The organism is Olivibacter sp. CPCC 100613, assembly GCF_036959255.1.
In the GTDB taxonomy this organism is placed as follows: Bacteria; Bacteroidota; Bacteroidia; order Sphingobacteriales; family Sphingobacteriaceae; genus Olivibacter.
Window position 1 is genome coordinate 218,237 of the sequence record NZ_JAWMTI010000003.1, and the last position, 25,634, is coordinate 243,870.

General features: G+C 38.0%; 21 protein-coding genes. 12 read left to right on the top strand and 9 right to left on the bottom strand.

Annotated elements, in window-relative coordinates; translation table 11 throughout:
* Window positions 1–78 precede the first annotated feature (78 nt).
* The 9 genes from RYH73_RS11890 to RYH73_RS11930 all read left to right on the top strand — a co-directional run bounded on the left by RYH73_RS11890 (window position 79) and on the right by RYH73_RS11930 (window position 9,051).
* A complete protein-coding gene (locus RYH73_RS11890) occupies window positions 79–1,056 on the top strand; it encodes a YpdA family putative bacillithiol disulfide reductase (RefSeq protein ID WP_335313653.1) in 978 nt (325 codons plus the stop codon).
* Between the two features lie 22 nt (window positions 1,057–1,078).
* Entirely contained in the window at window positions 1,079–1,693 is a 615-nt protein-coding gene (locus RYH73_RS11895; protein ID WP_335313654.1) for an NADH-quinone oxidoreductase subunit A, read from the top strand.
* Window positions 1,693–2,184: an NADH-quinone oxidoreductase subunit B gene (locus RYH73_RS11900; RefSeq protein ID WP_335313655.1), complete on the top strand. Its 492-nt coding sequence runs from the start codon at window positions 1,693–1,695 to the stop codon at window positions 2,182–2,184. Before RYH73_RS11895 ends, RYH73_RS11900 begins: the two co-directional genes overlap by 1 nt.
* A 45-nt stretch (window positions 2,185–2,229) precedes the next feature.
* Window positions 2,230–3,372, top strand: a complete 1,143-nt coding sequence (locus RYH73_RS11905; protein WP_335313656.1) for a 5-(carboxyamino)imidazole ribonucleotide synthase — start codon at window positions 2,230–2,232, stop codon at window positions 3,370–3,372.
* A gap of 21 nt (window positions 3,373–3,393) precedes the next feature.
* Window positions 3,394–3,903 (top strand): 5-(carboxyamino)imidazole ribonucleotide mutase, encoded by a 510-nt coding sequence (purE, locus tag RYH73_RS11910; RefSeq protein WP_335313657.1) that lies wholly within the window; start codon window positions 3,394–3,396, stop codon window positions 3,901–3,903.
* 157 nt (window positions 3,904–4,060) lie between these two features.
* Window positions 4,061–4,837, top strand: coding sequence for an SDR family NAD(P)-dependent oxidoreductase (locus tag RYH73_RS11915; protein ID WP_335313658.1), 777 nt, complete (start codon window positions 4,061–4,063; stop codon window positions 4,835–4,837).
* An 83-nt stretch (window positions 4,838–4,920) separates the two neighbouring features.
* The gene (gene mnmA, locus RYH73_RS11920) at window positions 4,921–6,009 is read left to right on the top strand and encodes a tRNA 2-thiouridine(34) synthase MnmA (protein ID WP_335313659.1); all 1,089 of its coding nucleotides are present in this window, start codon (window positions 4,921–4,923) and stop codon (window positions 6,007–6,009) included.
* Window positions 6,010–6,269: 260 nt separating this feature from the next.
* The gene (topA, locus tag RYH73_RS11925) at window positions 6,270–8,630 is read left to right on the top strand and encodes a type I DNA topoisomerase (RefSeq protein ID WP_335313660.1); all 2,361 of its coding nucleotides are present in this window, start codon (window positions 6,270–6,272) and stop codon (window positions 8,628–8,630) included.
* A 13-nt stretch (window positions 8,631–8,643) separates the two neighbouring features.
* The gene (locus RYH73_RS11930; RefSeq protein ID WP_335313661.1) at window positions 8,644–9,051 is read left to right on the top strand and encodes a hypothetical protein; all 408 of its coding nucleotides are present in this window, start codon (window positions 8,644–8,646) and stop codon (window positions 9,049–9,051) included.
* Between the two features lie 60 nt (window positions 9,052–9,111).
* Here the strand turns inward: RYH73_RS11930 and lysA are convergent, their stop codons facing one another.
* The 8 genes from lysA to RYH73_RS11970 form a co-directional block, all read right to left on the bottom strand.
* The gene (lysA, locus tag RYH73_RS11935) at window positions 9,112–10,287 is read right to left on the bottom strand and encodes a diaminopimelate decarboxylase (RefSeq protein ID WP_335313662.1); all 1,176 of its coding nucleotides are present in this window, start codon (window positions 10,285–10,287) and stop codon (window positions 9,112–9,114) included.
* Between the two features lie 30 nt (window positions 10,288–10,317).
* Window positions 10,318–11,634 (bottom strand): aspartate kinase, encoded by a 1,317-nt coding sequence (locus RYH73_RS11940; protein WP_335313663.1) that lies wholly within the window; start codon window positions 11,632–11,634, stop codon window positions 10,318–10,320.
* A 290-nt stretch (window positions 11,635–11,924) separates the two neighbouring features.
* Entirely contained in the window at window positions 11,925–12,800 is an 876-nt protein-coding gene (locus tag RYH73_RS11945) for a Ppx/GppA phosphatase family protein (RefSeq protein ID WP_335313664.1), read from the bottom strand.
* Between the two features lie 6 nt (window positions 12,801–12,806).
* Complete coding sequence (gene ppk1 / locus RYH73_RS11950) at window positions 12,807–14,876, bottom strand: polyphosphate kinase 1 (protein ID WP_335313665.1); 2,070 nt, start codon at window positions 14,874–14,876, stop codon at window positions 12,807–12,809.
* Between the two features lie 86 nt (window positions 14,877–14,962).
* Window positions 14,963–15,835: a hypothetical protein gene (locus RYH73_RS11955; RefSeq protein ID WP_335313666.1), complete on the bottom strand. Its 873-nt coding sequence runs from the start codon at window positions 15,833–15,835 to the stop codon at window positions 14,963–14,965.
* A gap of 55 nt (window positions 15,836–15,890) precedes the next feature.
* On the bottom strand, window positions 15,891–16,922 hold the full coding sequence (locus RYH73_RS11960) for a Gfo/Idh/MocA family oxidoreductase (protein WP_335313667.1): 1,032 nt from the start codon (window positions 16,920–16,922) through the stop codon (window positions 15,891–15,893).
* Window positions 16,923–17,124: 202 nt separating this feature from the next.
* Window positions 17,125–17,664 (bottom strand): DUF4142 domain-containing protein, encoded by a 540-nt coding sequence (locus RYH73_RS11965; protein WP_335313668.1) that lies wholly within the window; start codon window positions 17,662–17,664, stop codon window positions 17,125–17,127.
* A 106-nt stretch (window positions 17,665–17,770) separates the two neighbouring features.
* Window positions 17,771–20,347: a phosphoenolpyruvate carboxylase gene (locus RYH73_RS11970; RefSeq protein ID WP_335313669.1), complete on the bottom strand. Its 2,577-nt coding sequence runs from the start codon at window positions 20,345–20,347 to the stop codon at window positions 17,771–17,773.
* Between the two features lie 398 nt (window positions 20,348–20,745).
* Between RYH73_RS11970 and RYH73_RS11975 the strand changes: the two genes are divergently transcribed.
* Window positions 20,746–22,911, top strand: a complete 2,166-nt coding sequence (locus RYH73_RS11975) for an FUSC family membrane protein (RefSeq protein ID WP_335313670.1) — start codon at window positions 20,746–20,748, stop codon at window positions 22,909–22,911.
* Between the two features lie 26 nt (window positions 22,912–22,937).
* Here RYH73_RS11975 and RYH73_RS11980 read toward each other — a convergent pair whose 3' ends face one another.
* Window positions 22,938–23,555: a WbqC family protein gene (locus RYH73_RS11980; RefSeq protein WP_335313671.1), complete on the bottom strand. Its 618-nt coding sequence runs from the start codon at window positions 23,553–23,555 to the stop codon at window positions 22,938–22,940.
* A gap of 181 nt (window positions 23,556–23,736) precedes the next feature.
* Here RYH73_RS11980 and RYH73_RS11985 point away from each other — a divergent pair, with 181 nt between their 5' ends.
* Together RYH73_RS11985 and RYH73_RS11990 are read left to right on the top strand one after the other, a co-directional pair.
* Window positions 23,737–24,606 carry a lysophospholipid acyltransferase family protein gene (locus tag RYH73_RS11985; RefSeq protein WP_335313672.1) on the top strand — a complete coding sequence of 290 codons (870 nt, stop codon included), beginning with the start codon at window positions 23,737–23,739 and terminating at the stop codon, window positions 24,604–24,606.
* A complete protein-coding gene (locus RYH73_RS11990) occupies window positions 24,603–25,625 on the top strand; it encodes a glycosyltransferase family 2 protein (protein ID WP_335313673.1) in 1,023 nt (340 codons plus the stop codon). The genes RYH73_RS11985 and RYH73_RS11990 overlap by 4 nt, the downstream gene beginning before the upstream one ends.
* The last annotated feature ends 9 nt before the right edge of the window (window positions 25,626–25,634 follow it).

The following is a 25,634-nucleotide window of genomic DNA, read 5'->3' on the forward strand; positions in this document are numbered from 1 at the left end:
ACAGTTGATTATTTTACAGTTATTTAAAGGAACCACAAAATACGGTTCCTTTAAATAACTTCTTAGTTTTATATTAATATGGATATATTCGACATAGTTATTATAGGCGGAGGTCCCATTGGTTTGGCTTGTGGGATTGAAGCCGAAAAAGCAGCGTTGCGCTATGTCATTTTAGAGAAAGGGTGTTTGGTCAACTCACTCTTTAATTATCCGCAACATATGACCTTCTTTTCAACTTCTGAAAAATTGGAAATAGGTGGTGTACCTTTTGTATCGACCAACCCAAAACCAAAGAGGTTAGAAGCCTTAGAATACTATCGACGGGTACAACAAAAATTTTCGTTACATGTTCGTTTATTTGAAGAGGTGATCAATGTAATAAAAGATGAAAATCTTTTTGCTGTTCGAACGGTAAAGAATACGTTCCGGGCAAAGAATGTCATTGTTGCAACCGGCTTCTATGACAGGCCCAATTTAATGCATATTCCAGGTGAAAACTTAGCCAAAGTAAAGCATTACTATAATGATCCTCATTACTACGCAAACCAAAATGTTGTCGTGGTTGGAAGCAGCAATTCATCCGTAGATGCTGCTTTGGAAACTTATCGAAAAGGAGCTAAAGTGACCTTGGTAATAAGAAGAAACGAAATTAGTCATCGTGTAAAATATTGGGTACGTCCCGATATTGACAACCGTATAGCTGAGGGTTCGATTACAGCTCATTTTAACAGTTGTTTAACAGCCATTGAAGAGGAGGTTGTCCATATCGCTACTCCCAATGGAGCAATCCGCATCAAAAACGACTTTGTTTTGGCCTTAACAGGCTATCAGCCGGACTTTGATTTTCTACAGAAGGTGGGTATCAAGCTATCTCCCGATGATTTATTAATCCCGGAACATGACGAATTGACAATGGAAACGAATGTTCCCCACTTATATCTTGCCGGTGTCGTTTGTGGAGGTATGAATACGCACTTGTGGTTTATCGAAAACTCAAGAATTCATGCAGAACAAATCGTACGCCATATTAGCCGTCAAAGGGTACCCGCTAAGTAAGAAAAGAAATTCGGCACCTTTTATGAGTAATTTTTTTATTATTTTTGGACTTATGGAAGATGGTTCTCAAATAACTGAGTTTGGCAAGGTCTTTATTTATTTGATCGTTGGAACACTCCTCGTTCTCTTCACATTGCTCTTGGGAAAACTATTATCACCTCGTAAACCAAATGCGATCAAAAGTAGCACCTACGAATGTGGTGAAGTGGCGCAAGGAAGCTCGTGGATTCAGTTTAACGCAAGGTTCTATGTCATTGCACTTGTATTCCTCTTATTCGATGTAGAAATGGTGTTTATTTTTCCATGGACAACGATCTTTGGTGCTACGGAATTAATCAATGCAGATGGAAGATGGGGTTGGTATACCCTTGCTGAGATGTTTATATTCATTGGAATTTTATTGATAGGTCTACTTTATGTATGGAAAAAAGGAGATCTAGAATGGGTAAAGCCGAACCCATCTCAACCCACTTTACCAGGCGCGGTGCCTCTTGAAGTTTATGAGAATATAAATAAGCAGAATTATACGCTAAGGCCTTTTGAGGCTGTTCATATAGTGAAAAATATACAACAGGATGAGCAACCCGCGATTGTTAAACCCGCCTTTAAACCTAAATTCGTAAGGAAGGATTCGTAATGAGTACAAACACACAAACGGATAGTGGCATTATAGTAGCCAAATTGGATGATCTGCTTAACTGGGCGCGGTTGTCATCTATGTGGCCTGTTAGTTTTGGTATAGCCTGTTGTGCTATTGAAATGATGGGAGCTATGGCTGCTACTTATGATTTAGATCGATATGGTGTGTTTCCCCGAGCCTCTCCAAGGCAGGCGGACGTCATTATTATAGCGGGCACTGTTACTTTTAAAATGGCCGATAGGATACGACTTTTATATGAGCAAATGCCCGAACCAAAATACGTTATATCCATGGGGTCTTGCTCCAATTGTGGCGGGCCATACTGGCAGCACGGTTATCATGTAGTGAAAGGAGTAGACAAGATAATCCCTGTTGATGTGTACGTACAAGGTTGCCCTCCCCGACCCGAGGCCTTGATCGGTGCTTTTTTGGAACTCCAAAAGAAAATAGGATCGGAACATATTATTAACGAAAAAATAAACGCTTAAAAAACACAATTATTAGTTAAGCAACTCCCTTAACTAAATACATTTATGGAAAAAGACTTTTATGGTGATTTACGCTTGGGTATCCTTGGTGGCGGACAACTTGGACGCATGCTTATCCAGGAGGCAATTAATCTGAACTTAAGTGTTTCAGTATTGGACCCTGACCAGGATGCCCCATGTAAAAAATTATGCGATCGGTTTGAAACCGGATCGCTAACCGATTTTGATACGGTTTATAGATTTGGTAAGCAAGTGGATATGCTTACGATTGAAATTGAAAAAGTAAATGTAGATGCGCTGGAAAAACTAGAGGAAGAGGGTATTGTCGTTTTTCCGCAAGCACGCGTTATCCGCTTAATCCAAGATAAAGGCCTTCAAAAGCAATTTTTTAAACAAAATGATATCCCAACTGCGCCTTTTCAATTAATCTCATCAAAAGAGGCATTAAAGGATTTGACTATTCCTTATCCGTACATACAGAAATTGAGAAAAGATGGTTATGATGGAAAAGGTGTACATAAGATCGCGAATGAAGCTGATTTAACCAATGCTTTTGAGGCCGCTAGTTTAATTGAGCAATGGATAGATTTTGAAAAGGAAATCGCCGTCATTGTAGCTCGAAATGATAAAGGCGATGTATCAACCTTTCCAATGGTTGAAATGGAATTTAATACTGAATTTAATTTAGTGGAATTTCTAATCTCCCCATCTATCTTACCTTTCGAAATACAAGAAAGAGCAGAACAGTTAGCAATTAAAATTGCTGAAGACCTCCAAATTGTGGGAGTTCTCGCGGTAGAAATGTTCTTAACGCGAGACGGAAACATTTTAGTAAACGAGCTGGCACCCAGGCCGCATAATAGTGGGCATCATACAATTGAAGGAAACTATACCTCACAATTTGCGCAACATTTGCGGGCAATTTTCAATTTACCGCTCGGTAATACTTCGGCAAGGAGTAATGCGGTGATGATCAATTTGCTTGGTGAACCCGGTTATGAAGGGCTAGCCATTTATGAGGGACTTGAGGATGTATTAGCTGAAGAGGGTGTCTATGTGCATCTCTATGGTAAAAAATTCACGAAGCCTTATCGTAAAATGGGACACGTCACTATTGTTAATGAAGATCGTGAAAAAGCGATTAACTTAGCTAGGAAAGTCCAAGTGACCATCAAAGTAAAGGCTTAATAAAAAACTCAATCTATTATTATGCAAACAAGCCAACTTCCTTCAGTAGGAGTCATTATGGGCAGTAAATCAGATCTTCCAGTAATGGAGGACGCAATTAAAATATTAAAAGAACTGGGTGTCCAAGTAGAGGTTTCCATCGTATCTGCACACAGAACTCCTGAGCGTATGTTCGATTATGCGCAAACAGCAGCATCTCGTGGATTAAAAGTAATTATTGCAGGTGCAGGTGGAGCGGCTCATTTGCCTGGAATGGTAGCATCTATTACACATCTCCCAGTGATTGGGGTACCTGTCAAATCTTCCAATTCGATCGATGGGTGGGATTCAATCTTATCAATACTACAAATGCCCAATGGTATTCCCGTCGCCACAGTGGCATTAAATGCAGCAAAAAATGCGGGGCTTTTAGCCGCACAGATTTTAGCAACGGCTGATCAGCAGCTAGCTCAAAATCTCATTCACTTCAAGCAAGAATTGAAGAAAAAAATAGAAGAAACTGCGCAGGAAGTGGAGGATATGGATTTCTAAATGGATAAAAACAGCCATGACGATCAACACCATGGCTGTTTTTCAATGCTTAAGACCTTTTAAGATATCCGTACACTTCTTATCCTTTCAATTGACCATCAACAATTCAGACTTTTTCTTGTTCTATTCATAGTATACAATGAATACCATAAGTTCTATGAATAAATTGAAAGACAAAGTAGCCTTAATAACAGGATCCGATTCCGGTATTGGTCGAGCCATCGCCGAATCTTTTGCCGCTGAAGGTGCCAACATTATTGTCACCTATCATTCTGATAAAGAAAGCGCTAAAAAAGTTGAACAGCGGATCAATAAGTTAGGGACAAAAGTTTCCACCTATCAATTGGATGTGAGTGATGAAATTAGCGTTCAATCAGTCTTCGGTAAAGTGATAAAGGATTTCGGCAAGATCGATATATTGGTTAGTAACGCGGGAGTGAACGGCAGTAATATTCCTGTATCGGAAATGGACACGAAGACCTTTGATACCTGTATTAAAACGAACCTATATGGTGCGTTCTATTGCTGTAGAGAGTTTTTAAAACTGCGAAAAAGGGGGCTTAAGGGAAGTAAAATTATCATTGTTAGTTCCATTCACGAAGAGGTATGTACACCGGGGAATGCAGATTATAATGCCTCCAAAGGGGCTGTAAAAAACTTCAGTAGAAGCTTAGCGTTAGAATTAGCGGCCAAAGGGGTTTGTGTTAATAACATTGCACCGGGAATGATATTAACACCAATGAATCAAGCGGCTATGAACAGTAAAAAAATTCGGGAAAAGAAAGAGCAACACATTCCGATGAAACGTGCAGGCAAACCACAAGAAATAGGCCCCTTAGCAATATACCTAGCTTCGTCGGATAGCGATTACATTACCGGAGCGACCTTCACCATTGACGGTGCCTTAAGTATAAATTTAGGGCAGGGTGCATAAAAAATCTATATTACATTTAACTGACTACCAAAGGGCTGGCTTTACAGAAATTTAGACTTATCTTTGCGCTTTATTTTTTAGATATGAGCAAGCACGGACGAATTTTAGTAGCTATGAGTGGCGGGGTAGACAGTTCAGTCGCCGCTGTGATGCTTCATGAACAAGGTTATGAGGTAATCGGACTGACCATGAAAACCTGGGATTATGCATCCGCTGGTGGGAGCTCTAAAGAAACTGGCTGTTGTAGTTTGGACAGCATTAATGATGCGCGTTCCTTAGCTGTTGGTTATGGGTTTCCTCATTATATTTTAGATATTCGAGACGAGTTTGGTGACTTTGTCATCAATAATTTCGTAGACGAATACCTTGCTGGAAGAACACCTAATCCTTGTGTTCTTTGCAATACACACATCAAATGGGAGGCTTTATTAAAACGCGCAGATAAACTCGATTGTGAATTTATCGCCACAGGCCACTATGCCAATATTCGTTTACAGGAAAACAACCGATATGTTATATCCAAAGGTAAGGATGAACATAAGGATCAATCCTATGTACTATGGGGTGTTTCTCAGAAAAACCTCGCTAGAACTAAATTTCCTTTGGGAAGCTTCACAAAAGCAGAAATCAGACATATGGCGCTTGAAATGGGACAAACTGAGTTAGCCAATAAGTCGGAAAGCTATGAAATCTGTTTTGTTCCCGACAATGATTACCGATCATTTCTACGCCATCGAGTAGAGGATATTGATGAACGCATAGGTGCTGGTAATTTTATTTTATCCGATGGTACCATAGTTGGTAAACATGCAGGCTATCCCTATTATACCATTGGCCAACGAAAAGGATTAGGCATTGCGCTTGGTCGCCCGGTTTTCGTTATTCAAATACTTCCGGAAAGCAATACAGTTGTATTGGGATCGGAACAGGAGCTACAAAAAGGGACGGCGTACGTTAGAAATATCAATCTGATTAAATATGAACATATAGCGGAACCGATGGAAGCTGTAACAAAAATACGTTATAAGGATACCGGTGCCATTAGCCAAATTGTTGAGGATAATGGAAACATGAAAGTAGAATTCCAACACGAGGTAAAAGGTATAGCTCCAGGTCAATCAGCTGTCTTTTATGAAGGCAATGATCTGTTAGGTGGTGGCTTTTTAATGTAAATTTTAATACAATTTTAATCAAGAAAATTTGGTAATCTATATTTCCAATGCTTTATTTGATTTAATAAAATTGTTTAGACAAGCAAAAAAGGATGGATAAAATCAGCTAACTATTATACAAATAACGAACAATTTTATCTATGTTTGAGCGACAAAACAAAAAGCCGGAGCATGTATACTTCGGCTTTTTGACCAAAAAACCGAAGGCAGTTTGCTAAAACATGAATAAATCCCTTTATTTGCAAAAATCAAGATACTGAATGGCAAAGAACTTATTAATTGTAGAATCACCCGCAAAAGCAAAAACGATAGAAGGATATTTAGGAAAAGATTTTTTAGTTAAGTCAAGTTATGGGCATATCCGCGATCTAGTAAAAACGGATGATGCCATTGATACCGCAAATAATTTCGAACAGAAGTATGAAGTCCCGGCTGATAAAAAAGCAGTTGTCAGCGAGTTAAAAAAGCTAGCTAAATCTGCTGAAACTGTTTGGCTAGCTTCTGATGAGGACCGGGAAGGAGAAGCGATTTCATGGCATCTATACGAAACATTAAACCTAAAGGAATCCAGTACAAAACGGATTGTTTTTCATGAAATCACAAAACCTGCCATTTTAAAAGCCATTGAACAACCACGAAAAATTGATTTTAACTTAGTAAATGCGCAGCAAGCAAGACGCGTATTAGACCGTTTGGTTGGTTTTGAACTTTCCCCCGTACTCTGGAAGAAAGTAAAACCTTCGCTTTCTGCAGGGCGTGTACAATCCGTAGCGGTACGTCTGCTGGTTGATAGAGAACGGGAAGTAAATAGGTTTGAACCAGAGGCTGCTTTTAGAGTAGTTGCCATTTTTTTTACAGAGGAAAACAAAAGAGAACTTTTCAAAGCAGAGTTATCCAAGCGATTTGCAACTATACACGAAGCCGAAAAATTTCTCACGGACTGTATTCCTGCATCGTATCAAGTTAAAAGTTTAGAGACAAAACCAAGTAAGCGAAATCCTGCCGCACCTTTTACAACTTCTACCCTACAACAGGAAGCCAGTAGAAAATTGGGATTTTCTGTAGCTAGAACCATGACAGTAGCTCAACGCTTGTATGAGTCCGGAAAAATCACCTATATGCGTACCGATTCTGTGAACTTAAGCGATACCGCATTACAGGCTGCAGAACAAGAGATCCGTTCCGCCTATGGCGACAAGTATCACAAAAAGAGGCAATATAAAACCAAATCGGCCGGTGCTCAAGAGGCGCACGAAGCGATTCGCCCTACCTATTTTAATCAACACAGTGTTGAGGGGGATCATGCTGAAAAAAGGCTCTATGAACTGATTTGGAAACGAGCCATTGCGTCTCAAATGAGCGAAGCTGAGTTCGAGAAAACAACGGCAAAAATCAATATTTCCACGCGTAATGAAGAGTTCACCGCCGTTGGTGAAGTCATGAAATTCGATGGTTTTCTAAAGATTTATTTTGAATCAACCGATGAAGAAAGTGAGGTTAATTTGGAAGAGTCAGGTGATAATGCGCTTTTACCACCGCTTAAAAACGGACAAGCACTTGGTTTAAAAGAGATGATAGCTACTGAGCGGTTTACTAGGCCGCCTGCTCGCTATACAGAAGCAAGTTTGGTAAAAAAACTAGAAGAACTTGGTATTGGTAGACCATCGACCTACGCGCCTACTATATCTACGATCCAAAACAGAGGTTATGTTGTAAAAGAAGATCGAGAAGGTAAGCAACGTGATTACCATGTACTTACCTTAGGTCAGGGACACGTAAATACTACAAAGAAAAGTGAAATTACAGGAGCTGAAAAAGCAAAGCTGTTTCCGACAGATATCGGTATTCTGGTCAATGATTTTTTAGTTGAGCATTTTAGGGATATCGTTGATTTTAACTTTACCGCAACAGTTGAGAAAGAATTCGATGAGATTGCTAATGGGCTAAAAGAATGGACGGCCATGCTTCACGGTTTCTATGGTCCATTCCATAAAGAAGTAACCAATACCATTGAGTATGCCGATCGAGCGAGCAGTGAACGGATACTAGGTACAGATCCACAAACTGGCAAGCAAATAAGTGTGCGGATAGGCCGTTTTGGTCCTTTGGTACAGATCGGTTCGGCTGATGATGATGAAAAGCCCGTATTTGCCAGCCTACGTAGTGGCCAGATGATCGAAACAATTACACTGGACGAAGCGCTAGAATTGTTCAAATTACCTAAAAAGGTAGGAAATTATGAGAGTAAGGATATGACTGTGGCTATTGGCCGATTTGGACCTTACATTCGACATAACAATGCTTTCTATTCCCTGCCCAAAGGGTTAGATCCAATGGATGTCAATGAAGCACAAGCGATTGAAATCATTGAATTGAAGCGAAAGAAAGACATTGAGAAAGTGATTAAGACCTTCGACGAAAATCCCGAAGCACGAATTGAACAAGGACGCTGGGGTCCGTTCATCCGTTTTGGAAAACAGAATATAAAGATTCCGAAAGATAAGGAAGTGGACAAGATAACCTACAGCGATATTTTGCAGTTAGCGGAAAATGATAAACCGGCCAACAATAAAAAGAAAGTATCTACAAAAGGTACGGGTAGGGCAACAAAGAAAAAATAGCTGAAACAACTCCATGAAAAAGGACCTTCCTCCAAATGTCGTAGAAGATATATATGTGGCTATTGTATTGGAAAGTGATTCACCTACCAATAGAAATTGGAATGTTTATCTGATCAACCAAAAGGAAGAACCTATAAAAAATGTGCTCATAAGCAGCAAAGGTTATGGTCTGAAGAATGAACGCGAAGTAAAGACCTCTGTTTTACGTCACTTTATTGGCGATGTAGGGGCTAAAGAATTCGCCCAGGTAGAAGCAATAGATGAACAGGTATTCGGTTTAACGAATGAATATTTACTTAGCTACTATATTGGTGGAACCATATACGATAAGAAGTTCATCTTCTTACCTGAAAGCATTGTTGATACGAATCTGATTCGCATTCCCATTATCAATAAGCCTGGTATCCTAATAGGTATTTAAACAAAAAGGCGAGCTGTTGACAGCTCGCCTTTTTGTTTACGATATAACTACACAATATGCTTACCGGATCTCATCGTTATAAACATATCGCACTTCATCTCGTAGATTATATTTCGAGGCCATTACCTCACCATATGCACCAGCAGTACGAATGGCAATTAAATCGCCTCTTTTTGACGCTGGGAGTTCGACTTCTTTTCCGAAACAATCTGTACTCTCACAAATAGGTCCTACAACATCATAATTAATCAGTCCTTCTTCTTGCTGCTCCGATTGATAGGTAGATAGATGTTCTATTTTATGATAGGCTTGATATAAAGCGGGACGCATTAACTCTGTCATACCTGCATCTAGAATCAAAAAATGCTTTTTAATACCATTCTTAACATATAACACTTTACTAATTAAGCTCCCACTTTGTGCAACAAGTGCTCTTCCCAGCTCAAAATGCACTTCTTGATCCCCTTTTCGTTCTAAGAATTGATGAAAGATTTCAAAATAATGTTTAAAATCAACAATAGGTTCGCCATCAGGATCTGTATAGTTAACACCTAATCCTCCTCCGACATTAAGTACTTTTAAGCGGTACCCTCGTTCGTCAAACCAATTATTAAACTCATTCACCTTCACACATAGGCTCTTGAAAACATTAAAATCAACTACTTGTGAACCTACATGAAAATGGAGACCGATCAGCTCCAATGAAGAAAAATTTTTAATAACATCCAGGCACTCATTTAACTCCCAAGTTTTGATTCCAAACTTATTTTCATCTAAACCTGTTGTAATATATTGATGCGTCTTTGCATCCACATTTGGGTTAATCCGAAGCGCGACTTTGGCTATTTTCCCTTCCTTCTTTGCTAAATCACCGATAACATACAGTTCCTGGACTGATTCAACATTAAAGGCAAATATATTGTGATGCAGTGCTGCTATAATTTCTTTATCAGCCTTTCCGACACCGGCAAAAACAATTTTTTCTGAAGGGAAACCTATTTCTATGGCTTTCAGCACCTCATTACCGCTTACGCAATCAGCCCCGATGCCAGATCGCTGAATAACTTGCAATACACGCTCATTAAAATTTGCTTTCAGCGCGTAATGTATATGAAATTTATATTTTTTTGCCTCCTTAAGTGCTTTGTCCAATGTTGCCTGAAGCAGCGTTAAATCGTAATAAAAAAAAGGCGTCTCCTTCTGCTCGAAAGCAGTTATGATATCTTTGTTAAACATGTATTTCTGTCGTATAGGTTGCCATTATTGTTAAAATAAGCGATTATGTAAAGAACGTAGCACTTCAATTTTATCGTCGGCATTAACTAATAACGAGATATTAAAATTACTGCCACCATAGGAAATCATACGTACAGGGATATGTTTCACAGCGTCTAATACTCGAGACGCATAACCATGTGTATTCAAACTGAAATCACCGACAACACAAACGATGGTTTGATTGACATCAACTTCAACCGAACCAAAATCCTTTAATTCTCTTTCGATATCACTAAGAAAACGTGTGTCATCTACCGTCAATGACACAGCAACCTCAGAGGTTGTAATCATATCAATGGGTGTTTTATAGCGTTCAAAGACCTCAAAAACTTTTCTTAAAAAACCAAAGGCTAATAGCATGCGCGAAGAATGAATTCGAATTGCCGTGATACCGTCCTTCGCGGCGATAGATCGTACTTCTCCCCTAACAGCACCTTCTTTACTAATCAATGTACCGGGTGCTTCGGGGTCCATTGTGTTAAGCAGCCTGACGGGTATATTGTATCGTTGAGCGGGAAAAACACTTTGAGGGTGTAAAATTTTCGCTCCAAAATAAGCAAGCTCTGCAGCCTCGTCAAATGTTAAATGCGCAATCGGTTTTGTGCCTTTTACAATACGGGGATCATTATTATGCATGCCATCAATGTCGGTCCAAATCTGAACCTCATCTGCCCTTATAGCCGCACCTATTAGCGAAGCTGTATAATCACTTCCACCTCGTCTTAGATTATCAATTTCACCAAATGCATTCCTACAAATATAGCCTTGTGTGATAAACAATTGATGGTCATTTGAAGCAGCCAACATAGCAGATAAATGTTCGCCGATGAAATCGATAGTAGGTTCATTGTCTTCATCAATCTTCATAAAATCCAATGCCGGTAGCAGTTTAGATCGCACGCCAATTTCGGTGAGGAAAAAATAATATAGGGTAGTTGATAACAATTCACCTTGTGCTAAAATCACCCTTTCCTCTATAGGTGTAAAGAGATCTCGAGCGAATGAATGTATAAAATTAAAATGATAATCTATCAGTTCCTTCCCGTTTTCTTTACCCTCTTGACTTACAAATAACTCTTCAACAAATTCTTCATACTTTACACGTAAACCTTTAATTAATGCTTCGGCCTTTCGCTTATCACCTGTTGTAAACGCTTGTGATATCTCAACTAATGCATTGGTTGTACCCGCCACTGCAGATAAAACAACGATCTGTTTCTCTTCACCAGGTTGGATGATGTCCAGCAATTTTTTCATGCGCTCAGGACTACCAACTGATGTTCCACCGAATTTTAGGATTTTCATTAGAATGTTTAATTTGTTTTCTTTGATACTATTACTGTTTTTGGTATTGATGAAGTCGCAAGCACTACCTTTAATCTAAGCTTGGCGCAGCTGTTAATAAGCCCTTTTAAACAATACGCAAAAATAACAACAAAAAACCCGTATAAAAAGTCTTTTTATACGGGCGCCAAAGATACTCAATTTTATTATATTTATAATATAGTTTCAGTTGTATTTAAAAAAAAACATCACAACACACCATCTCTTTAATTTTTATCACCCAAAACACACATTATTGTCTTTTTTATCAATTATTCCCTATAATCATCAATAAGTGTCTGGATAATTCCGTCTACCAGTCCTACCCTAGGTACTACAATATTTTTGACACTCCCCCATTTCATAACATTTAAAAAAATCTCACAAGCGGGAATAATCACATCCGCTCGATCGTTATTCAAACCAAGAACGCTGATACGTTCCTTTAAAGAAAAAGAATTTAAATACTCGTACAAGGATTTAAGTTTGTTAAAAGATAAAGGTTTTGTTCCTTTCTCATCGGCTAAACGGTACAGTTTATTAATATTGCCCCCTGTTCCAATGCCAATAATTCCTTTATTGTTTTTGGTGTGCTCCTTGATCCATTCTTTCATCTCTGCCCATGTCTCTTCACTATCCTGATTATCTAATATACGAATGGTTCCAATATTGAAAGATCTGGAAGCGACCAAAAAGCCGTTACTGAATACCGACAGCTCGGTACTGCCACCCCCAACATCAATATATAAATAGCTTTTCTTTCTTTCTAATTGTTGTTCTATATGACTATTGTAAATAATGTTAGCTTCTTTGACGCCATCAATGATTTCCAGTTTGATGCCGACTTTTTTTATCTCGCTTACCAATTCGACACCGTTGACAGCCTCTCGCATAGCAGAGGTCGCACACGCCATATATTCACTGACTTTATAGACATCCATCAGCGACTTAAATGCCGACATGGTTTTGATTAAATCCTCTGACTTTCTTTTAGAAATACGTTTATCAATAAAAGCATCATCTCCTAAACGTAAAGGTACTCGAATAAGCGTATTCTTCTTGAAAGAAATAACTCCACCGTTTTCGATTATATCAGCGATTAACAATCTGATAGCGTTCGAACCAATATCGATAGCTCCATATCTCATATATCTTTATTTATTCTTTTGTTTTAAATAATGGTAAGTATCTAACTGCGCTCGGTTAATCATGTCATTTTTCCTCTTCCTAACATATTTGTTATCATTTGTAGCATTAATTACACGAGCTTTTGTGTTATCCTGGAGTTGAAGATCAATAATATCTTTTAATTCTTTGACCAAAGAGGGATCCACAACCGGAAAACTAACCTCCAACCGCCTGTCAATGTTTCTCGTCATCCAATCTGCAGAGGATAAATAGACCTTCTCATGACCATCATTTCCGAAGATCCAAACGCGGGCATGCTCTAAAAATCTATCTACAATACTTATAACATTTATATTTTCGCTATACCCAGGCTGTTGTGGGACTAAACAGCACATGCCCCGAACTATCAATTGGATTTTAACTCCAGCATTACTTGCCTCGTATAACTTCAGAATCATTCCTTCATCCGAAAGACTGTTCATCTTTAAAATCATATAGGCCTCTTTACCTGCCTTGGCAAATGCTATTTCTTGGTCAACTAATTGATAAACTGCGTTTCGCATCTCTAAAGGTGAAGTAATAATATATTTATATCCCTTGTAAAAAGACTTCTTTTCCAATCCTTTGAAAAGCCTTTTCAGATCTGCTGTAATACCTTTGTGAACGGTGAACATACTGTGATCACAATAACTTCGTGCACTCTTTTCATTATAGTTACCCGTCGCGAGATTCGCATAATAGGTGAGTCGCCCCTTTTCTCGTCGACTTATTAAGCATATTTTGGAATGTACTTTGTAAGCTAATAGCCCATAATGTACATGTACTCCCGCCTCCTCTAACTTACTGCTCCAAAAAATATTAGCCCCTTCATCAAATCTTGCTTTCAATTCAATTAGGCAGTTTACTTTTTTTCCATTTTTTGATGCGTTGATCAGTGCATTGATAATTTTTGAGTTTTCAGCCAAACGGTAGAGGGTAATGTTTATTTCTACTACTTTTGGATCAATGGCAGCCTCTCGGAGGAAGTGAATAATATAATCAAACGATTGATAGGGTAAACTGATCAAATAATCCCGTTTTGCGACCTGAGTAAAAATACTATTGCTTAAATCAAGTTCTTTTACCTCAAGAGCAGGAAGCGTCTCGTACACTAAAGAAGTCCCTCCTACATTTGGGAAGGCGATGAAATCTTTAAAATTATGATAACGGTTACCCGGTATAAGTAAACCATTATTCAAATTCATTCTCGAGACTAAAAAATTCAACATATCTAATGGAATTTCACTATCATAGAGTAAACGCATCGGTTTACCCTTCGATCTTCCCAAAAGACTCTTACTTAAAGCCTCTATAAACTTTTCACTTACATTTGGATCTATATCGAGTTCGGCATCACGGGTTAACTGAATTGTATAGGCTTCAATCGTATCGTATTTGAAAATAAAAAACAACTCGTCCAGACAATAACGGATTATATCGTCTAATAATATAATAAATTTAAGTTGATTGCTATGGGGTAGTACCAAAAAGCGATTCACACTTTTACTAGGCACTTCTAGTAGTGCATATTTGACCTTTTTACGATAGGTTAGCTTAATAAGAAAATAAATTCGGCGGTCTTTTAGTTCTGGGAAAGGCTTGGTGTTATCTCCATCTAACATAATCGGAACCAGGTTAGGAAGCACTTTCTCTTGAAAATACTTCCTAACAAATTCGCCCCTACTTACATTCAGTTGTTTTTCATTGATAATGAAAATTTTCTCATCGGCCAATTCTTTGATTATCTCATGCTCATATAGGTACTCAAAGCGTTTCTCCTGTTTAACAACAATATTCTTAATTTCATTCAAAACTTTCCGAGGATTGAAACCTAACAACTCCTTTGCTTTCGTGTTAACATTAACCAAACGATTAAGTGTAGCAACTCTTACCCGGTAAAACTCATCCAAATTAGAAGAGAATATCGATAGAAAACGAAGACGTTCTAATAAAGGCACTGTTTTATCTGCCGCTTCTTGTAGTACGCGCTCATTAAAATATAACCAACTTATCTCTCTATTTATTAAAGGAGCTTTACTCTTAAAAGATGCAGACATTTATCAGAATACCGTTTATAGACAGCAAATTTTGCATAAAAATGTTAAGTAAACGTTAAGCAAACATTACCTTTTATGAATAAAAATCAAGAAGTTGCTGGTTTTTCTGATGACGTAGACGACTTATCTATCGTTTTGTTTGCTGTACTGGAAGTTGCCTTGTTAGGTGCAGCCTTCGGCCGACTAGTAGAAGCCGTTGCCGATTTTGCTTCCGGCTTTTTATTGGCAGTAACCGTTTTCTTTTCTTCTTTAACGACCGGATTTAGTGCAGTCTCCTTTTTTGTTTGGTCTACGACCCGGGAGCTGGATACTGTTTTAGGTTGTGTTGCTGCCTTTACCGTTGTAGACACTGTCGTTGGTTGTTTCGCATTTTTTATTATACCGGTAGCTGTTGTTGCGGAAGTACTTCGTTGCGTACCCGTTTTCTTCGTTGTAGTTGTTGAAGGAGCTTTTTGCACACCTGCGTTTTTCGTTGCATTAGTTGTTGCTATTGAAGAAGCGGTAGGTTTAACGGAGATAGCTTTGGGAATAGGTAATTTGGCTTGCGCCACCGATTGGGCTTTTCCACTGATTTTACTGACTTCGGCTTTTACATTTTTTTCATCCTTTGTTGGCGCTTTTTTTAAGGTTGCAACGGGCTTACTTGCTGCCTTTGCCTTCTGTTCCACTGCCTTTGAGGTTTTTTCTATCTTCTCCTTCAATTTCTTTTCTACCTTTTCTCCAGGAGCTTTGGCTTTCTTTTTAGCGGCTGTTGCCTTTTTCTTAGTTTGTTTTTTAGTCTCCTCTATTTTAGAGGACAACTTTTCTGCAAGCCTTTTGCTTACTTTTTTAATATCATCAGCCAAATCCTTTGTTTCGTGACCTAAATCGTTTAACAACGACGTAAAACGCTTGGTTAGCGATTTGGTAACTTTTTGCTTATCTGCTTTTTTTTGCTTTTTAGTGATTTTCTTAGCCATAACAGTTTAATTTATCTACATAAAGCTAAGCAAATTAAATACCGAAAACAAAGGATTATTTATTCCAAGGCGTCTCCTCAAGCAGCTCCATTTGCCACAGGATTTGTTCTTCTGTAATTGGATAAGGTTTATCTTTTCTTATCTGTTCATATACTGCATTGAATAAACCTTTATAATTGCCCTTAAGTGCTTCTTTATAAAAAATCTGTTTCTGGTTACTTCTATTGATGATTGTTAGTAAACCTTCTTGACCTACCGCTTCCAAACCGAATTTTTCATCAGTTGGCCACATACCTTTATCTAATTGCTCCTCCTGTACATCTGCCCGACTCTTCTGAAAAGATCCTTTTGTACCATGTATTATATATGCAGGTAGCGGTTGAGCGACTAATAAACTCGCATGTGCAAAAACAGTAAGACCATGCTCATAGTTTAGTACAAAGGTGAAAAAATCATCCACTTCTGAATTTTCCCTGTGTATGCTGGTCAGCTTAATGCTATCCTTGGGTTTGCCAAAAAGCGATATAATCTGATCAAGCAAATGTGGTCCTAAATCGTATGTTAAACCTGCTGCTGACTGGTTGATTTCCTTAAACGTTTTAGGACTTTTTTCCTTTCGATAACGATCGAAGCGAACATGAAATTCTATTATATCACCCAACGCACCACTTTCAATAACTCTTTTAACAAGTTTAAAGTCACTATCCCACCTTCGATTCTGAAAGACCATCACATATTTTCCTTGTTTTCTGCCTAAATCAAAAAGTTCTTTCACTTCCTGACTTGTAGCAGCGCAAGGTTTTTCAATAAGCACGTGCTTTCCCTTTAACAAGGCTCTTTTTGCATAGTCAAAATGTGTTTGATTGGGAGTATTTACTACAACCAATTCTATTTCATTATCATCCAACAACTCATCAACCGTATCATAACTAACGATATGAGGATACCGTTGTTGCGCGTTTTTCTTACTTCTTTCTACTACCGCCTTAAATTTAAATCGCGTATTTGTTTCGAGAAAAGGTGCATGAAATATTCTACCGGACATACCATAGGAAAGGATGCCTGCTACAACTGGGTACTTTGACATATACTTATAAGTTTTATTATTTGAAAACGCTGAATTCTTAAAATAGTTTTAATTAGTCAGTGCTGTTTTTTCCTTAGCAGGGGTTTCACTTCACTAATCTATATATAGGCTAGAAGTAACATAGAAAAGCCTATTCGCAATTAGGTACAGAAAGCCAACCCATTCTTTTGTTTGTAGGAATGGATTGACTTTTTCAAAAGCGTTAAAGTAACGCTTTGATCTCTTCTACGTTTTTTTCAAATGCAGGAAGAGCTTCTTCCGCGTATTTTCTAATGCCAACATGTGTATTACGTGCAGCACTTTCAAATTGATGAAGGATAGCTTCTTGGTTGTGCAAAGCATGTTTCAAAAATTCCTTTTCCAATACGTTTGCTTGGGCAGAATCTAAACCCGCATGCAATTCCAGTGTATGCATAGCTGGAAAAGGAATCAAAACATCTGCTTTAGTAGCTAGCTCTTGAACTTTCGTTGCCACTTCTTTATATTGCGTGCTCAAATTGGTAGCTAGGGACTTTATATTTGCATTACTTCCTCGCTGGGAAATGATATCCGCAAACTCAATTTCCTCATTTGCTAATTGATATACCGTACGATAAAATCTATATTCTTCGGTATCCGCTTTCGTGATGTTTGTGTAATATAACTCTGCACTGGCCTTATGTTCACCAACACTTGTACAAGAGCTCATCGATAAAACACATGCAAAAGTTGACAAGCCAAATAAAGCTATCTTCTTATTCATTTCTAATTTCTATTTATGTATTACAGTTTTATGCAGCAAACCTAATATAAAAATTTCCTATTATCAATTATTTTATACGTAAATCCTCCGCAATTAAATTTGTTTACTATACTAAATTTCTTCCTGCGTTGACAATCCCGTATACAGTACGGGTAAGTAACTTACCATAAATTTCATAATTCGGATCATCTGCACTCAGCTCATGCATTTTTTTTATGGCATAATGTTGAATAATGACAAGTGGTAAAACGATTTTCTCTCTTGTAGCGATTGATTTTCGCTCTACAGGGTAGCGTTCCATAAGCACATTCGTGCCCGTTAATTTTAAAAAATATTTCTTAGTCAGCTCGAACTCTTGTCGAAGCATATTCCAAAATGCGCCAAATTTTTTATCATCTTTCAAATAAGCCGTAATGTTAAAATTCGATTTCGTCATGGACATAATACTATTGTCAATAATCGTTTTGAACATACCCGATGTATTGTACAATTCTTGTACTTTGTCCCACTCGCCCAAATCGTCTACATTTTTGAGTGCTGTCCCTACTCCATAACAGCCGGGAACACTTTGTTTCAGTTGACTCCAAGCGGTTACAAAACTAATGGCGCGCAAATCTTCCAAACGCAATTCTGAATTCGAATTCCTTTTCACCGGCCTGCTGCTTATGTTAAGAGACGACAGAAATTTCAGTGGACTGAGCTCTTCCAAATACTTCAGGAATAGTGGATGCTTCCTCAACTCCATAAATTTATTATAACTTGCTTCCGCCATCCGATCAATCAACACTTTTTTTTCCTGACTCAGGGTATCACCCGGTTTAGTTTTTATGCCTGAGGTTATACCGGCATTTAGCAATTGCTCAATATTATAGTGGGCCGTATCAAAAGAACCGTATTGACTACTAATCGTTTGACCCTGTATAGTTAATTGAATATGATCGTTAGCGATTTCATCCCCCATAGAGGCGTAAAAACGCTGCGTCTTTCCACCGCCTCTGGCGGGAGGACCACCACGTCCATCAAAAAAAGTTAAGTCAACATCGTATTGACGGGCCATTGCGGTAAGTTCTATCTTCGCTTTGTAAATAGACCAGTTGGCCATCAGATATCCACCGTCTTTCGTACTATCAGAAAAACCGAGCATAATGGTTTGTTTATTTCCACGATATTTCAAATGTGCTTGATACTCTTTATTATTATAGAGAATCTCCATTACATTTGCAGCTCGTTTTAAATCGTCTACAGTTTCAAACAATGGAACAAAGTCAATAGAAAGTGATTTCTTGGTCCAACCGTTCCATAAGAACAACTCCATAAGACATAGAATATCAGAAGCCTGTTGACAGTTGCTAATAATGAAACGATGACAGGCCTTTGGTCCACCCGATTGCTGAATTCTTTGTACGAAACGAATCGTTTCCACCACGTCCAAAATCAAGGGATCCTTGATATCGCTTGTTGGCAAATCAGCTTCCCGAAAACAGACGGTTTTGATCTTATCCCCTTCTTCTAATGTAGCCAAATCCACTTCGATCCCTGTTTCTGTTGGGTGATTCTTATAGAGGTATTGATATGTTTTACGGAGAATGCTACTATCTTGACGGATATCTAAACTCGAAAAATAGGTGCCAAAAATTTTCACCTTCCGCAAAAGATCATCTACAAGATTAACAAAAAGTCCATCGTGATAATCTGTCAACACTCTTTTTACCTCGCCCAAATTGAAAAGAATAGCGTCTTTTACGTTGCCCTGATTCTCCTGCGGATTGAAACTGTTTTCGTAAAAAACATCCTGTAGAGCCGCCATATATTTCTCTACTCCTCGGAACGTAATACGGCGCTTCATCACTCTGAAATCTCGGTAATAGCATCGAAACAAGATTGTTCGCAATAATGTTGAAACTTCTTTCGTACTTTCGGTCGTTACATTCGGATTTCCATCTCGATCGCCACCTGGCCAAAACCCTAACTCAACAATTTGCTTTTCTCCTTCTCCGTTCGCATCAAAATCATTATCAACCATTCGTTGGATATCCGAAACAACGGGGTAGAACACATGCTCTAAAAACCAAGTTAGACTCCGCGCTTCATCAACAGGTGTTGGTTTATTCTTTTGCAGGAAAGGGGTTTTGCCCAATTGCTGCAAAAGCAAATGAATATCATTAATATCATTATTTTTAAGGGCTGATGTCAAGTCTGTAATGATCCCCAGCACCTCTCCCGGATAAAACTGTGTGGGGTGAGCGGTCAGAACAAGTCGTAATGAGAAATCTTTTAGTCGATTAATAATCTTATCACGCAATACGTTGTTATTTTCGGCGCGCTTGAACAAAGACTCCAGCGAACCTGCATCATCCGCCCTACCCGTTTTTGAAAAGGCCGCGTCTTCTATCGCATCAAATAATACAACCTGTCTTTCAATATATTGAATAATTCGAAAAAGCAGATCAAAACGATCAGCCTTATGGATATATTGTTCGTATTGTCCAAAAAAACTTTCAATGATTGCCTCGGGATCCATTTTGTCATTCACTCCTTTTTCAATATGTGTTGAAAAAAAAGGTAATAACGTCCCGGTATGTTTAACTTGGTAAAATGGTAATGTTAAAAAAAGACTATTAAAGAGTTCAAAGCGCGTCAGCACCTCGTTCTCGTAAATAGCTTCTTTCTGACTTAGTTTCATAAATACACCTCAAAGATTAATACGTGGTTTAAACAAAAAAATTATTGTTTTTTCAACAAAACGGCACAAAATACAAATAAATATCAAAACAATATAAACTTAACTACAATTCAATAAACAATACCCCTACTTATCATAACATTTTTTAATTCAAACACCAAGCAATCCAATAGAAGAACACCGTTAGGTTCAATGTTATAACGCGTTCATGTCCAATAAGTTTTTTACTTTCAATAATATAGATAAAATATCGCTATGTCTGTTAAAAAGAAATAAAATGACTTTAATCCGTCAAAATACTCCAAGTAAAAATAACTCGGCCGGATTTTTGTATATTCGTCAGTAAATCCCCTAATGACAAGGGAAAATCTATCGTATTACTTTACTGATTTTTTCTAGTGAAACAAACACAAGCTATTAAGACGTTTTTATATAGTCAGTATTTCGCTGATGGTTTGCGAATTGCCTTTGGGGCACTGGTTCCCGCGCTAATTTTTTCTTATTTAGGAGATATAAGGACGGGAATAGCTGTGTCTTTGGGGGCGGTAATTACCAGCATAGTAGATACACCAGGTCCTACAAAAGATCGCAGAAACGCCATGTTAGTCTTAGTTGGACTTATCTTTTTGATATCCTTTATCACAAAGTTGATCAATCCTTTTGACACCGTTGTTATTATCTTTTTATCAGTACTCAATTTTTCCATGTGCATGATCGCCGTATATGGTACGCGTGCCGCGTCACTGGGAACAGCCGCGATTCTCGTGATGATTCTGAATATGGACGATCTAAAAATGACCGCAGACAGCTCACTTATGCATGCCGTTTATGCAACGATCGGCGGAGCTTGGTATCTGCTTTTAAGTCTTACGCTAACGCAATTCAGACCATTCAGACTTTCGCAACAAGCCTTAGCCGAGTGCATACAAGATACTGCAGATTATTTAAGGCTAAAGGCTAAGTTCTATGATGTAACGGTTGATAGCGACAAGAACTACCAAAAACTGATTGATCAGCAAGTAACTGTTCACCAACACCAAGACATCGTAAGAGAATTACTCTTTAAAAGCAAGGCGGTAGTAAAGGATTCCACACGTTTAGGACGGGTATTAGTGATTATATTCACCGACATGGTGGATATTTTTGAACGAACGATGGCAACCCATTACGATTATGAGGCTATTCGACAAAACTTTGGGGGTACGGATGCGCTAAGAGCCATCAGATTAACCGTTAATAGGCTGGCCAATGAAATGGACAATCTAGCCTACCATATTACCGCTGATCATCGTCCCAAAAAGCTGTACGATTTCAAATCGGATCTGGAATTGATAAAGGCAGCAATTGATAAGGTAGAGGACACGGGTAAAAACGCGGTTATCCTAAAAAAGATATTAGTTAACATTCGAGACCTCATTACCAAACTCAACAACATTTACCAGTATTTTGACGCCCAAGCAACTCAATTAAATAATCAGGAGACTGATCTAACTAAATTCTTATCCCATCAATCGTTTGACGCCAAAATACTAAAGGCTAACTTTACATTAAGCTCTTCCACATTCCGCCATGCACTACGGATGGTAATTGTGATGATTGTCGCATTTTTTATTTCAAAACTCATTCCCTTTGGTAATCATAGTTACTGGATTTTAATGACGATTCTTGTTATTCTTAAACCAGGTTGGAGTTTGACCAAACAACGTAACTATCAACGTATGTCAGGCACGATAATCGGAGGATTAGCTGGCATAGCTATTCTCCTTGGTGTTGAGCAGGAGGTTGTTAGATTCATTTTTCTCATGTTTTTTATGGTTCTTGCCTATAGCTTCATCCGCATTAATTACATTCTTGGCGTAATGTTTTTGACTCCTTACCTTTTGCTGCTCTATAGCTTCTTGGGTGTGAGCACGCTAGAAATCCTTCAAGAACGGATCATTGATACCATAACGGGTAGTTTGTTAGCTTTTACCTCCAGTTATATTATTTTCCCCAGTTGGGAGGGCAAAAATGTGCAGACCAGTATGCGAAAACTCTTAATTGCCAATTATAACTACCTGGCCAGGGCCTTGGAATATCTCGTGGGGATTGAGGTTAGCGAAACTGAATACAAACTGGTGAGAAAAGATGTTTATGTCAACATGGCAAACATGACCTCCATTTTTCAGCGGATGATAACGGAACCGAAAAGTAAACAAAAAAATGCCAAAGATTTAAATAAATTCTTAATATATAACCATATATTATCCTCTTACTCAGTAGCATTGGTTACAGTTGTAAAAAATGCTGATCCGAAATCACTAACTGCAGAGCATGTTAAGCTAACACGAAAATCACTCAAACAGCTTTCCCAAACTATTCTTCAATTTAAAATGAATGAAGAGAATGAACCGTTCACTGAAATAGATATTAAAACCGCTGTAACCTTACCAGAGAACGCAGGCGAGAACGAAGAAACGAAATTAATAACAGAGCAAATATCCTTTGTAAGCAAAATCGCCCAAGATTTAAACAAAATATGTGAACGCATGGATTTGCTGAGGGAAAATAACCTAGCAGCATGAAGTAAAATAGAAATATCTATAGTTATTTACAAATAATTTAAACTATTGGGCCCCTGATTAAACAACAAGTCGACGATGCTTAGATTAGGAAAGAAGCCATGTTTGGGTTCAAATACCTGAAAATAAGGTTTAAAATATTCGGTTTGGCGCAACTGTTTCGGATGAATCCCGTTTCTAAAATCCTGAATACCTGAATACTCATCTTGATAAGAATTTGTAAAGGCCAGGGTCTTTCGTATTTTTAGTAGACGAAGTAATAAGACTGTTAACTCGATATTAAAATCGAATAAAAATTCATAGGTTTTGTTATAAAATGGAGCAAAGTCATCTTCATAAAATTCAAAATAGGCTGATCGCCTATAAGAAGTCTGCAAACTCATCCAATGTAGACGTTGCCAGTCGCTATCATAACTTATCCTTACGTCTTTCATAACGGTATGCACCTTGGTGCCCCTAATAACGGGTATAATCAGATCTAATTTACCATTCGGCGAGTAAATGGTTGCCCTGTTCCTATAGGTCTGTTTCGGGTAGTGTTCGAATTTTTCGATAAGAATTTCATCTCCATCTGCCAGCAACATCTCACTTATCGCTTCAATAGGAGCCAAATAAAAGCTGGGAAATAGTTTGTCTGTTTTCTCCATGGTAATTGGAAATTAAACCGCGAAAATACATAATAGCTGATAAATAAATGGCAAGCTTCTAAAAAGAATAAGATACGTCGACGCAACTAGCTTATTTAAGTTTGCAAAAAATTCCTTTTCAAAGTAAAGAAATCAGATATTTGCAAACTCTTTATTTAATTTCAGCTAGGCTAAATTTAAGATGAACATAGGGAATCGTATTATATCCTTCTTTGTACTGCTAATTTCTTTGCTACCATTTTGGGTATTATACTGCCTGAGTGATCTGCTTTTTTTTATCCTATATCACATCGTTGGTTATCGGAAAAAAGTAGTATATGAAAATCTGTCCAAGTCTTTTCCCTCGAAATCTCAAGAAGAGATTAAACGGATTGCCAAAAGCTTTTTTGTTTTTCTTTCGGACATGATTGTAGAAACCATCAAAATGAGATCCATTACAGCAAAAGAAGTAGAGAAGAGAATGGTAGTCCATGCCACGCATGAAGTTTATCGTCATTTAGCTCAAGGGAAACCGGTAATTGGTACAACAGCACATTACAGTAATTGGGAGTTGGGCATCCATCGATTATCATTGATGTTGAACGACCCCTTATTAATTATTTACAAACCGCTTACCAATAAAGGTTTTGAAGAAACATTTAACAATATTCGATCAAGATTCAATGCCCGGATGGTACCAATGAAGCAAACACTTAGGCAAATTTTAGCCTACAGGCACACACCGCATATGAGTATGTTTCTTTCTGATCAAACACCTGCCCGATCCGAATCTAATTTCTTCACCCCATTTCTCGGACAAGAAACATTGATGTTTCTAGGTATGGAAAAAATAGCTAAAAGTACTGATTTTCCGATCGTTTATTGTCATATCAATCGGTTAAGACGAGGGTATTATGAATGCACCTTTTCTACATTGTTTGAAACTCCAAAATCTACAGACGACCATGAAATCACATTAGCCTACAACAAGCACTTGGAAAGGTTGATATATGATAAGCCGGAACAATGGCTATGGTCTCACCGTAGATGGAAGCATAAACCTAACATATGAATAAAAAAGTAGCGATAGTTATACTGAATTGGAATGGAAAAGACCATTTAGAAAAATTCTTGCCTTCTGTTTGTGCTAGCACCTATCCAAACCTCGAAATTATAATAGGTGATAATGGTTCAACAGATGAATCAGTTCAATTTATACAGACCAGGTATCCGTCGCTAACACTCATTAAAAATAAAGAGAATTTTGGCTTTGCAGAAGGGTATAACCGTGTGCTCAAACAGGTTGAAGCAGATTATTTTATTCTCCTTAATTCAGATGTACAGGTCAATCCTCGTTGGATAGAGCCAGTCATCGAATTAATGGAAACCGACAAAAGAATAGGCGTAGCTCAACCGAAAATACTTTCTTTTCACGACAAAACCAGCTTTGAACATGCTGGTGCAGCAGGCGGATTTATTGATTATTTAGGTTATCCTTTCTGTGCCGGACGAATACTCGATAATACCGAGGTAGACCATGGACAGTATAATTATTCGAAAGAAATATTCTGGGCGAGCGGGGCCGCTTTTTTTATAAAAAGCGAAGCTTGGCGAAAGACAAGTGGTTTTGATAAAGATTTTTTTGCGCATATGGAAGAAATTGATTTATGTTGGCGACTAAAGTTACTTGGATACAGCATATACTATTGCCCGGAATCGTCTGTTTATCATGTTGGTGGAGGTACTTTGAACAAAGAGAATCCATTTAAAACTTACCTTAACTTCAGAAATAACCTCATCATGCTGCAAAAAAATCTGCCTTTAATACAGGCAATATCGGTGATATTTATTCGTTTCTGGCTGGATTTTATCGCATTGGTCCGTTTTCTATCGGAAGGAAAGCGAAAAGATGCCTTGGCAATAAGCAAAGCACATGTTAACTTCTTCCGCAATTTTTGGAGAAACGCCCGCAAAAGAAAGTTAATAAAATCAAAAAAAGTAAAATTAGGTATTTATCGCGCAAGTATTATTTGGGCATATTTTGTATTGAAGAAGCGTAAATTCAGTGAATTGGACGATAAAAAATTTTAAAAACGCAAA